Below are 11,118 nucleotides of genomic sequence, written 5' to 3'. Positions count from 1 at the left end.
CCTATTTCCACTATTAGGATGAACCTTAATACGGGTGAAATGGAAACAATCTTAGGTTGTTAAGAAAGGAGAGAAAAGCATGGCCATTTTAGATTTACGAGAAGCCATTACTGAAGCATCTAAAGTTTACGCAGAAGGTAATAACCTAACATTTTCTAAAATTCGTGACCTAGAATATACAGATAGCCGTCTCGAAATACCAAACGACGTATTAATTGTTGATAACCCAGGAAGATCCATTGTAGCCAGAAAAGAAATAATCAATCGAACGAATAAACCTACAGAACCACAAACGATAAGCTTTGAAAGAAAAACCGAAGATACGGTTACAACGAAAACAACAGAAGGTTTTGAATTTGGCGTGTCAACTGAGGTTTCAACAAATGTCAATGTGTTTTTCGCTAATTTTGATATTTCAGTATCTACTAGTTTTAAATATAATACGTCCACAGAAACCACCTATGAATCCAAAGAGACAATTAGTTGGTCAGAAAATATACCTGTTGTTGTACCTCCCAAAACAAAAACGATTGTTAACTTTATTATTACCATTGGCGATTTTAATGCTCTAGTATCATTTTTAGCTAGTGTTTATGGAATTGTTAGGTTTAATTATAACTCAGGTCCTTATGTTGCTACCGATGTTCCACTTACGTACAGAGGGCTCACTGGAGAATCTATTGGCGATATTATGGGAAGATTATATAACTTTAACACACAAATAAATCCAACAGATGTGTATTTGCTTGATATAGAAGGGTCTTTAAATCTACAAGGAGCACTAGGGGTTCAATCTAGTACAGAAATCATAAACCAACCTTTAGCAGGGAATCCTTTGCCGGAAAGCGTCCAAACGATTCCCGGAACAACAAGAAATCAAGCCGTGTTTTTTTAATATAGAAACAGAAACGATACAGTTATACTATTAAAGCTTTCCATTTCAATCTATAAATGAACTCCGTTTCCGTTTATGCTAGTTTACTAATGTAATAAAATATTGCTTATTTACACTTTATGTCTCATTATGCTTTAAATATACTCGCACAAACAAATCATCTTTTACACACTCCATTATATGCTCACCCTTTTTCTGAAGATAATAATATGCTGACTGAAAGGAGAATGACGATGGTTAATAACGAGTGTAATTTTTTTCCGATGGCAGATGCTGTCGATTTAATTGAGGTTTACTCCAACTATGCTTATTGCTGGACCCAACGCTACCAAGGAGGAAACTACACAATCTTTTCCTTGCCTAAAATAGAGGATCAGCAAGGCGTTCGGATTTCCTCTAATTTCAGAACCAATTATTCAGAGCCCTTGTTAACAGAAAACCCGTTAGAAACTGCTGGAACAACCCAACTCGAAAACGATGCCGACCAACCTGTTACGCAAACCGTTCAATTCAACGTTGCAACACCTATAGAAGAATCATGGCGGTTAACAGAAGCCGTTGCTCCGGGAGGGAATAACTTTTACTTGATTAATAAACCGCTAGATCCTGGTATTGAAGCATTTACTTCCCAAACAGCGGAACCGCAACCCATTACGCTGAACACAACGCCTACGATGCAAACTGATCAAAATAACCCACAATTACAAATCAATCTTAGTGAAACGGTTACGCAGTCTAATTTTCAAAATTGGAATATATCACAGGAATTACGTTTGCCTCCGCAATCGAGAACGACCGTTAGTTTGCAAACGATGCCAGTTCACGTTACACGTGCATTTCAATTTATGTTTTATGTAACAGGAACGTTAGGCATAACTACGACCCAACCAATCTTTGGGCAAACTGAGCATTATATTCCTGTAACCGATATTGATTGGTACGATTACCCACAAATTGAAGTAGATAACGAATTTAACTTGCTTCGCTGCCAAAATACAGGGGAATATACAGCGAGCTACCATACCGATCCATCATTGCTTATTGAAACCGTAAGCATCACCAATGGTGTGCCTATTTCCACTATTAGGATGAACCTTAATACGGGTGAAATGGAAACAATCTTAGGTTGTTAAGAAAGGAGATAAACAAATGCCTATTTTAAATTTAAATGATGCCCTTATAGAGTCTTCTAAAATTTACGCACAAGAAAATGGTCTTACTTTTGTAAGACTTGCTGACAACATTCAATTTGTTAGTAGCCGTCTTGTATTACCAAGTAATACGTTAACCGTTAGAACGTCAGGAAGTGAGATTGTTGTAAGGAAAATATTAACAAATGGAACCGATACACCAACAGAGCCACAAACGGTTGAATTTGAACGAAAAACGGTTAATGATATTAGCGCCACCACAATAAATGGCTATGATTATGGGATACAACCAGATATTGTAAGTAATATTAACATCCTCTTTCAAGTTCCTAATGTCAATATCTCTACAAGCTTTAAATATAATATTTCTACACAAACGACCTATGAAGCTACAGATACGGTTAGCTGGTTAAACCAAGTCACTGTTGTTGTACCACCAAAAACAAAAACGATTGTTGACTTTATTATTACTATTGGTAATTTTAATAGTCTCATCCCTTTTATCGCTAGCCTTTCTGGAAGAAGCGTGTTTAGATCGCAATCCAATCCGGAACAAATCACGTATGTTCCATTAACGTTTGATGGGGCAACTGGAGAATCTATTGGAGATATTTTAGCAAGGCTTTATAAAGTGAATGCACAACGAAGTCCATTTGATGTGAATTTGCTTGATTTAGAAGGGTCATTGAGGCTGCGAGGTGGACTAGGTTTACAATCAAGGGTAGAAATTAGAAACCAACCTTTACCAGGTAATCCTTTACCAGAAAATGTTCAATCTATTCCTGGAGAAACAGCAGCACAAGCCGTGTTTTTTTAATTGAAAATAAGAGGCTGTTGCACAATCAGATATTTGACCGTGCAACAGCTTTTCTTCCAACAAGTGAAGTGGCTTTATCAACAAAAGGCCATTACAGGTAAAACGAATTAAATAGATGGGACAAAAATGGAAGAATACGTCCAATCGTTTTTTGTATGAAGAAACAAATTATAAAGCATGAAGCCACATGTACTCCATTGGTTATCACCTCAATAAAATACAAGCTGGTCGCCTGAACCTCTACTAAGGAAAGTTTATTTAGTGCGTTAAAAACTGATCACTTGTTTAACAAGTGTAACATTTAAAAAAACAGCCTTAAATGGTATTGGAAGACAAGGCTAGAAATGCTAGAAATTAATTAATTTACTCATTTCTATTCAAAAATAGACAATGAAACAGCCGGGTTACAGTTAAAAGAATACACTGTATGGAAAGTCTTATTTAAAGGAGAGAAAACAATGCACTGTAATCACATAGAGAATGACTGCGTTTGTGATGTCGTCAGAAGAATTGTTGTAGCGCAAAATAAAGTAGCACGTGATAGTGAATGCTGTAACACAAGTTGTGAAGATTCTATTGAAAAACTCCTAAGCCCAAATAGTACTACAAGTCCACAGCCCACAACTATTCCTATTATGCTTTATTGTACGTCAACTTGTGATCCATTCGTTGGAAAAGGAATTAAAAAATCGTATGCTGATTGTAATAACGGATACTTTTTTCCTGTCGAATCTTATGTTTTTCGAGCTAAGGATTTTGTTGAAGGTAGTTATTGCTGTGCAGTATTAGAAATTTTATCTCCATATTATGGAGATCATAGCTCTTGTAGTAGCAAACCAAAAATTTATAAGCATACAAAATATCCGTCAGATTCTTCTTATGACAAATGGATGAAAGATAATAAAAAGAAAAGCATTAAAGATTTCGTAGCTACAGGCGTTTGCTTAACTGTTAATTTAAATAAATTTATCGGTGTAGCTTGTCTAGATCCAATTACTCCTATGAAAATGTAGGTGAATAAAACAGCAATTACTCTCTATCTCTAAACGATAGTCAATTTCTCATGCTCTTTTTCTAGCATTTTAAGCAAAACGATACTATATCCCCAAATCTTGTGGGAAAAACCTTTAACAAGTTGTAAATTTCGCCTAATCTTTTATGGAAAAACTACCCTAACCTTATTATCATAAACATGGTAAGTTTTCTCAACATGATATATTTACCATATGTGATATGCTATAGGTAGGAGGGAAAAAGATGGCCAACAATCACTTTACTATATTAGCTAATTTGCCTGACATTGATACGTTTATCGAACAAAACAAGCTCGCTTTTCTATATATTTCCCGCGAAGGCTGTAGTGTGTGTCACGGATTATTACCACAAGTTGAGAAGTTAATGGAAAATTACCCAGAAATTGCTACGGCGCATATCAAAGCCGAACAAGTGGAAGAAGTCGCTGGAAGATTCTCCATATTTACCGTTCCTGTACTCTTACTTTTCGTCGAAGGAAAAGAATATTTGCGTGAAGCGAGAATTGTGCATATGGATTTATTTCAGGAAAAACTGGAACAAATTTATAGCCATGTGGTTGGCGCTAATTAAAGCACCAACCACATCTACAATGACCACTTCTCCGCATAAAGTCACTTTGTTGAACGAACTTACTTGTATAATATAAACCATTCCATGTTCTGTTTAGTCTACTTGATCTTCATTCTTCTATTCTTGAAATGGGAGTCTTGCAACATTTTAGAGGCTAGTTCCCCTTCTTTTTTCAAAAAAAATCACTAATTTCTTTTCAACACTCATTGTTCATTTTCATACATACTTTCTATCATAAATAATGCATTTTTTGCCGCCTTATTTTTCGGGGTTAATTCTCCTTCATAACGTAAAGCCTTAGCTTTTAAGTCAATAACATACATTAATGGTGGGTTACCTTTTATTTGTGGGGCATTGCCTTCTCTCCCCATGTAGCTGTTCATATCATACAAGAGGTACAACTTATCATGAATGATTTTCGTATACTTCATCGTGTTGACGTCGATAGCATCAGAAATGGGAATTTCAATTGGATCATCCAATTGTTGTTCGGCAATTTGATAAGGCGTCACGCTTAGTTTGCCTTTCTGTTCGTAAATAAAGTAGAACGTTTCATCTCCCATATGAGCGACCACTTCTTGTTCGAGCATTTTTTTCGGCAGATCAACCGACCATTCTTCCTGTTTTTCTATGTCAAATAGCCGAAGTTGCTTTGTCTGGTCATCTTCGTCTAAATTTCTAGTCATAACAGCTATATAGCTACTTGCTTGAAGTTCATCTGTATCATGCAATAAAGTTACTTCTCGATCTCCTTTCACGTTTTCTTCCTTGTCGGAAAATAACCTTTGTTCACTAATTAGTTTTTCATTTGTAAGATCGATCGTGTATAGCCGCATTTCACTTTGACTTTCATCATCTACTAACATGTCGTTTTGTGTAAGAACATAGAGCTTATCTCCCAAAACTGTTACCTCTCCCACATCCATGTAATCATACTGATCTTGGTTTGGAAGTTTGATGAAAAAAGAGGTTGTTTCATCGTCCCGCTTCGATACTGTTTCCACTTCTAAGGCAAAGTTACTTTGTTTAAACTGGCTACCATCCCACTCCGAAGACACATTCGCATATGCCAGCATACGTTTATCTTCATAAAAGTTATACGTACTCTCCTCTTTCCCACGCATAAACCCGCGATATTTCTGTTGTAATTGTTTGATTTTTAAATTATCCATTGCACCAGTTAGCCGTTCTAAAAAGCTAAGTTGGCTTAAGTACTTTCTTTTTTCTCCAGCAATCTGGATTGTTTCCCCAATATAGCTACCGTCCTGGATATAAGCTTGCACCAATACATCTTCTAATACCTCTTCATTTCCCTTCTGTTTTTCCCAAGTATATTCCGGTAGTTCTTTTTCAGCAAATGTATCATGCAAGTAGAAAAATCCAATGCCAAAAACAAATAGACAAGAAGTAAACATAAGTTTCCAATATCGTTCCACCATTCTTCCCCCTTACACCGTAATTTTCTTCGTTAATAAATAGTAGCTCAGGAATATGGAGCTTGCCGTTACTATTATTCCTATAATGATTTGCAAAATGAGCCATTCTAATGGATATAAAGAAAATAATCCCCATTCCATACTTAGAAAGATTAACGACATAAATACTGCCGTTGCGACTGCTACGTACCCAATTGCAAATAGCAAACCCTTCCAGCGATAACTCCGCTCGATAAGAATTGCCGTAAAAAAGATGCAGACAAACATGAACCCAGTGCCGTAGTATAGTACAAACTCCGTGAATGTTGCTGGTAATATCGTGTTTACATATTGTGAAGCAACACTCACTTCTGATACTCCCATCGTTTGCATAAACTCATTCGGAACCATCCATTCTAAAACAATTCCTGCGATATAGATAAGGAACACTTGTAAAGCAACTAAGCCGAGCACCATGATGAAAATAGTTGTCGCTTTAGCAAAAAACAAATGTATTCTTTGCGTCGGAAGCATCAACAAGCGATAAATAAAGGTATTTTTCCCTAACCAATCCCGGTACCATATGAAAAACATGTAAATTAGCAACGTAACAACACAAAGTGCTATTGGCGCTAAAAACCAAATGGAATTCGTCCAGTCTAGCAAGCTTATCAGTCCGCGCTGGTCCATAAATGCTTGTTTCGATAAGCCATCTTGATAAATTGCTTCATTTGCCTCTTGCATATACTCCTTAGATACAGCGATCACGCCAATTATTTGAGAAACTATCGTCAATCCAATAAGCACGAGATAAAATTTAAAAAATCTGCCCAGTTCAAATTCCGTTAAGCGAAAATAGCTTTTCATCCTTGATACTCCTCTCTCATCACATCAATGACCGATTTCCCTTCTGCCTCACGAACTTCTTCCGTATAGAAATGCTTTTTCACGACACCATCATCAAGCAATACAACTTTATCAATTAAATGCTCGATATCACCAATTTCATGAGTGGTAATAATCACACCACGGTCTTCGATTAAATGACTCGTAAACACGTTCGCAATTTGTTCTCTACTAAACATATCAATCCCTGAGAAAGGCTCATCCATAAGGATATAATCGACATCAAGTGCAAGCCCTAACAGTAAATTTGCTTTCGCTGTATTTCCTTTGGATAAAGAAGCTATCTTGTCTTCTGGATTTAATTTAAAAAAGGATAATAATTCCTGTGCTCGCTCCTCATTCCATGTCGTATAGTAATCTTTCATAAATTGCATCGATTCCGTAATCGTCATTTGCGGAAGTACCGTAATCGCATCAGGGATAAAGGTAATATGATTAAAAGTTTTTGGCTTTAGTTTTTCGCCATCAATCAAAATTTCTCCTTTTTTTATCGGTGTTAAAGCCATAATCGCATTTAAGATTGTGGTTTTTCCAACACCATTAATGCCGATTAAGCACGTTATTTCCCCTTTTTCAGCAGTAAAGGTTACGCCTTTTAACACTTGTTTACGACCAAATTTTTTCGTAATATTGTTCACTTCAATCATGATCCTCTTCCCCCTTATCCGCATTTGTTTGCTCATACTTTTCCTTTATAATGGTGACAATTTCATCAAGTGGCACTTGTACAGATTGAACAGTTGTAACAAATTGATCCACCGCATCCATAATTAACTCTTCCCGCACAACTTGAAGCACTTGTTCATTACGTGTTATCTTACTTGGCAAATTTCGCTCTGTATAAATCAAGCCTTGCTCCTCCATCTCCTTATAGGCACGTTGCACCGTATTTGGATTGATTTTTAATTCGCCTGCCAACTCTCGACGTGAAGGGATTTCCTGTCCCGGTTCTAGCATATTCATCGCAATCTGTTGCTTAAAATGACGAACCACTTGCACATAAACAGGCTCCCTACGATTAAAATTTATTTTCATAGCAACAGCTCCTCATTTCATCGGTGTATTATGTGATTAATACACTAAAGGCAAAAAAATTGATGTATCACGACTCGCTTATGAAAAACACTACGCTTACTCAAATTTCCTCAAGGTCCTGTTTACTTTTACCTACAAAACGCTACATAGGATAACTAACATAGAACGAACCTGAACAGCAGTTAACAATAGGTAAAATACGATGATTTTTCTTAATATGTGAATTTCTTTTGTCTGATTTGTCTACTACCTTTTTTTAGTTTTAACTCAAAGCGTAATCATAAGTGTATGAAGCATATAATACAATACTAAGCTGTATTATATGCTTCATACACTTTTTTGTCAATGCTGTCTCTTTTTATAAAAATGAATTAGATGATTACCTCATTCTTACATATTGCATTTCTAGTAATTTGTGTTTTATATGCTACAATGATTCTGTGCTTCATTTCCATATAAAGCAAACCTTCAATCCGTGGGGGGATTACTTTCATCCCCCACGGATTATTCGTACCGCAAGGGTAGACTAAAAGACTCAGAACGAATCGGGGACTTAGGTGCTATTATCTCCCACTTAGACTTGTTCAGCTCCCATCTCCAATTCTTAAAATGGGGGCTTACAGCACATTATACCTGGGATAAACTATCCTAAGTTGAAAGAAAGGAATTAAAATTTATGAAACTCGTATCTTGGAATGTAAACGGACTAAGAGCATGTATTCGCAAAGGATTTCTAAACTATTTTCATAGGATAGATGCTGATATTTTCTGTGTGCAAGAAATAAAATTACAAGCAGGACAACTTGATTTACCATTAGAAGGCTACTACCAATATTGGAACTACGCTGTCCGAAAAGGGTATTCTGGTACCGCTGTATTCACTAAACAAAAACCATTGACTGTCTCCTATGGCGTTGGTGACGCGAATACCGAAGAAGAAGGGCGCATCATTACATTAGAATATGAAAATTTTTATCTCGTCAATGTCTATACTCCAAATGCGAAGCGAGATCTCTCTCGCCTAGACTACCGCTTACAGTGGGAAGATCAACTTTATGCTTATTTAGTAGAATTAGACGAAAAAAAGCCCGTCATTTATTGTGGTGACTTAAATGTTGCCCATCAGGAAATCGATATTCGTAATGATAAATCAAATAATGGTAATTCCGGTTTCACCTTAGAGGAGCGGGCAAAGATGTCGCGGCTATTAGACGACCGTTTTATTGATACGTTGCGTTACTTTCAGCCAAATACAGAGGGATTATACACGTGGTGGTCCTATATGAAAACCGTTCGTGAGCGTAATATTGGTTGGCGAATTGATTATTTCCTAGTTTCCAATCGTTTAAAAGAACAATTAATACATGCAGAAATCGATTCAGAAGTATACGGTAGCGATCACTGTCCCATTCAGCTGGAACTGAAACAAGCTTAAAGGAAAAGTAAACTTTGCTTCGTTAGAAAATATAAAAACAAGTCTGCACCATGCTTTACATAGAAGATTCTATCTGCGAGAATCATAGTCATAAGAGGGTTCTTATACGATGAACTCTAAAATTTCATGCTTTTTCCGATAGCACAAAAGCAATAAAAAGTAGCGTTGTTTACTTTCAGTGAAAATAAAAGAAAATCCAATTATTCATACTCCGTTCATAAAACTATGGTAGGATAAAGTGAAACAATCTATGACTTGATGAAAATGGGAGAAAAAGGGGTGCTATGGATTGAATACGTACAGTAAAACATTACTGCGATTTTCGGCTATTTTTGCTGTAATAGGAGCGTTTATTGGTTCACATATGGCAGGTGCGGGGGGATATGAATTTCGTACCGTTCATGCACATATTCTTCTCGTCGGCTGGCTTACTTTATTTGCTTGGGCGGTTTATTATAAAATTTTCATGCCTGCTAACAAAAAACTTGCAGCACTTCACGTATGGACAGCGATTATCGGTGCCATCGGTTTAACAGTCGGCATGTGGCTATACTATTTACGTCCGTTTAACTTCAATGAAACAGTAATAACGATATTGTTTATCGTTGGAGGTACAATTCTACTTATTAGCTTTGCGATTTTCCTTATTCTCACTTTCTTAAAAACAGAAGATGAGACGTAAGGATTAGAAAAGCTTGGCTTATCGCCACATCTTTATGGCGTAAGCCCTAAATTTTATGCTATCTATAGTTAAATAAAGCCTGTTTCCTAGCGAACAGGCTGCTTATTTTTTTCTTGCTTTTGAAAATAATCAATGATACCTAGCGCACAAATTTGCATATCAACATTCAAAATGATGTATGTCTCATGGTCATCAGGAATTCCTTTCGCCCGCAGCTCCACTCGAATTGCCTCTAGCATCCGTTCAGCAAGTTTATCATAACCTACCCCTTCTGCATATGCATTTTCCGCAATTTCCATGAACGTGTTTAGCCATGTAAAAACTTGTTGTAATGCTTCATTGGGTTGTTCGGTCATACCAAAATGCCCATAGTAAATCCGATCTAATTGTAACTTTTCAATGCGCTCCCACGATTGACGTAATTCATTGGGATCAAATTGATTGGGAGAAGTCGATGGTAAGAAAAATGGCACACCTTGGTCCTCTAATAACTGATACCGAACCCCAGTAGTATCACCGGTAAATAAACCATTACTCATCGGATCATAGATACTAAAATGATGTCGTGCATGTCCTGGTGTATGTAAAAATTGCAATGTACAGTTTTTGCCGATGGCTAGTGTATCCCCATCTTCTTTTTCGATCATTCGTTCTTCTGGAATTGGCACAATGGGATCATATAAATCCGAAAAACTATCACCATACACAGCCCTAGCTCCTGCCGCAAGCTTTCTCGGATCAGCTAAATGCCGTTTCCCCCGTGGATGGATAACTACTGTCGCATTTGGACAAGATTTCAGCAATAACCCAGCTCCTCCTGCATGGTCTAAATGGACATGTGTGACAATGATGTATTTTACTGCATCTAATAAAAATCCTAATTTTTCTAACCCCGCTTTGATATGCTTAATAGACGGGCTAGGTCCCGTTTCAATAATGGTTAACTGCTCCTCATCAAGCACATAAGCTCCTGTGCGGTATGGTATGTTAAAATCGAAACCGTCAATAAGATAAATACGATCATCTAAGCGAATAGGGTCTTTCGTTTGCATGTCCTAACCTCCCAAAAAGATTCATTTCTTCTATCATAGCATAGGCCTGGATAGGGAGCTAAATAACAGTGTGAATAACTATCTGTTAGAAACAACTTAGCTATCACCAAGTCTTTATGGTATTA

Annotated in this window: 12 protein-coding genes; 7 read left to right on the top strand and 5 right to left on the bottom strand. The window is 36.8% G+C overall.

Going from position 1 to position 11,118, the window contains the following annotated elements; genetic code table 11:
• Positions 1-79: 79 nt before the first annotated feature.
• From BUB45_RS05885 to BUB45_RS05865, 5 genes are all read left to right on the top strand, one after another.
• Positions 80-895: an ETX/MTX2 family pore-forming toxin gene (locus tag BUB45_RS05885; protein WP_073006288.1), complete on the top strand. Its 816-nt coding sequence runs from the start codon at positions 80-82 to the stop codon at positions 893-895.
• 233 nt (positions 896-1,128) lie between these two features.
• The gene (locus tag BUB45_RS05880) at positions 1,129-2,028 is read left to right on the top strand and encodes a hypothetical protein (RefSeq protein WP_073006286.1); all 900 of its coding nucleotides are present in this window, start codon (positions 1,129-1,131) and stop codon (positions 2,026-2,028) included.
• Between the two features lie 16 nt (positions 2,029-2,044).
• Positions 2,045-2,863: an ETX/MTX2 family pore-forming toxin gene (locus BUB45_RS05875; protein ID WP_073006284.1), complete on the top strand. Its 819-nt coding sequence runs from the start codon at positions 2,045-2,047 to the stop codon at positions 2,861-2,863.
• 458 nt (positions 2,864-3,321) lie between these two features.
• Positions 3,322-3,876, top strand: coding sequence for a CotY/CotZ family spore coat protein (locus BUB45_RS05870; RefSeq protein ID WP_073006283.1), 555 nt, complete (start codon positions 3,322-3,324; stop codon positions 3,874-3,876).
• A 244-nt stretch (positions 3,877-4,120) separates the two neighbouring features.
• The gene (locus BUB45_RS05865; protein WP_073006281.1) at positions 4,121-4,468 is read left to right on the top strand and encodes a thioredoxin family protein; all 348 of its coding nucleotides are present in this window, start codon (positions 4,121-4,123) and stop codon (positions 4,466-4,468) included.
• Between the two features lie 203 nt (positions 4,469-4,671).
• Here the strand turns inward: BUB45_RS05865 and BUB45_RS05860 are convergent, their stop codons facing one another.
• From BUB45_RS05860 to BUB45_RS05845, 4 genes are read right to left on the bottom strand one after another with little or no spacing between them, the layout of a single operon-like run.
• Positions 4,672-5,904, bottom strand: coding sequence for a hypothetical protein (locus BUB45_RS05860; RefSeq protein ID WP_073006279.1), 1,233 nt, complete (start codon positions 5,902-5,904; stop codon positions 4,672-4,674).
• A gap of 12 nt (positions 5,905-5,916) precedes the next feature.
• Positions 5,917-6,750, bottom strand: a complete 834-nt coding sequence (locus BUB45_RS05855) for a hypothetical protein (protein WP_073006277.1) — start codon at positions 6,748-6,750, stop codon at positions 5,917-5,919.
• Positions 6,747-7,436, bottom strand: a complete 690-nt coding sequence (locus BUB45_RS05850; protein ID WP_073006275.1) for an ATP-binding cassette domain-containing protein — start codon at positions 7,434-7,436, stop codon at positions 6,747-6,749. The genes BUB45_RS05855 and BUB45_RS05850 overlap by 4 nt, the downstream gene beginning before the upstream one ends.
• Positions 7,429-7,824 (bottom strand): GntR family transcriptional regulator, encoded by a 396-nt coding sequence (locus BUB45_RS05845; protein ID WP_073006273.1) that lies wholly within the window; start codon positions 7,822-7,824, stop codon positions 7,429-7,431. The genes BUB45_RS05850 and BUB45_RS05845 overlap by 8 nt, the downstream gene beginning before the upstream one ends.
• Before the next feature lie 676 nt (positions 7,825-8,500).
• Here BUB45_RS05845 and BUB45_RS05840 point away from each other — a divergent pair.
• Entirely contained in the window at positions 8,501-9,259 is a 759-nt protein-coding gene (locus BUB45_RS05840; RefSeq protein ID WP_073006271.1) for an exodeoxyribonuclease III, read from the top strand.
• Between the two features lie 289 nt (positions 9,260-9,548).
• Positions 9,549-9,941, top strand: coding sequence for a hypothetical protein (locus BUB45_RS05835; RefSeq protein WP_073006269.1), 393 nt, complete (start codon positions 9,549-9,551; stop codon positions 9,939-9,941).
• Positions 9,942-10,027: 86 nt separating this feature from the next.
• Here the strand turns inward: BUB45_RS05835 and BUB45_RS05830 are convergent, their stop codons facing one another.
• Entirely contained in the window at positions 10,028-10,993 is a 966-nt protein-coding gene (locus BUB45_RS05830; protein WP_073006267.1) for an MBL fold metallo-hydrolase, read from the bottom strand.
• Positions 10,994-11,118 lie beyond the last annotated feature (125 nt).

The organism is Virgibacillus chiguensis (assembly GCF_900129865.1).
Classification (GTDB): domain Bacteria; phylum Bacillota; class Bacilli; order Bacillales; family Amphibacillaceae; genus Virgibacillus; species Virgibacillus chiguensis.
This window is presented reverse-complemented; position numbering and strand designations above follow the sequence as displayed.

What these genes read in the sequence shown, in the direction of transcription:
- BUB45_RS05870 (WP_073006283.1), top strand. Translation starts at nt 3,322, where the DNA reads ATGCACTGTAATCACATAGAGAATGACTGCGTTTGTGATGTCGTCAGA.
- BUB45_RS05865 (WP_073006281.1), top strand. Translation starts at nt 4,121, where the DNA reads ATGGCCAACAATCACTTTACTATATTAGCTAATTTGCCTGACATTGAT.
- BUB45_RS05840 (WP_073006271.1), top strand. Translation starts at nt 8,501, where the DNA reads ATGAAACTCGTATCTTGGAATGTAAACGGACTAAGAGCATGTATTCGC.
- BUB45_RS05855 (WP_073006277.1), bottom strand. Translation starts at nt 6,750, where the DNA reads ATGAAAAGCTATTTTCGCTTAACGGAATTTGAACTGGGCAGATTTTTT.
- BUB45_RS05880 (WP_073006286.1), top strand. Translation starts at nt 1,129, where the DNA reads ATGGTTAATAACGAGTGTAATTTTTTTCCGATGGCAGATGCTGTCGAT.
- BUB45_RS05850 (WP_073006275.1), bottom strand. Translation starts at nt 7,436, where the DNA reads ATGATTGAAGTGAACAATATTACGAAAAAATTTGGTCGTAAACAAGTG.
- BUB45_RS05885 (WP_073006288.1), top strand. Translation starts at nt 80, where the DNA reads ATGGCCATTTTAGATTTACGAGAAGCCATTACTGAAGCATCTAAAGTT.
- BUB45_RS05875 (WP_073006284.1), top strand. Translation starts at nt 2,045, where the DNA reads ATGCCTATTTTAAATTTAAATGATGCCCTTATAGAGTCTTCTAAAATT.
- BUB45_RS05830 (WP_073006267.1), bottom strand. Translation starts at nt 10,993, where the DNA reads ATGCAAACGAAAGACCCTATTCGCTTAGATGATCGTATTTATCTTATT.
- BUB45_RS05845 (WP_073006273.1), bottom strand. Translation starts at nt 7,824, where the DNA reads ATGAAAATAAATTTTAATCGTAGGGAGCCTGTTTATGTGCAAGTGGTT.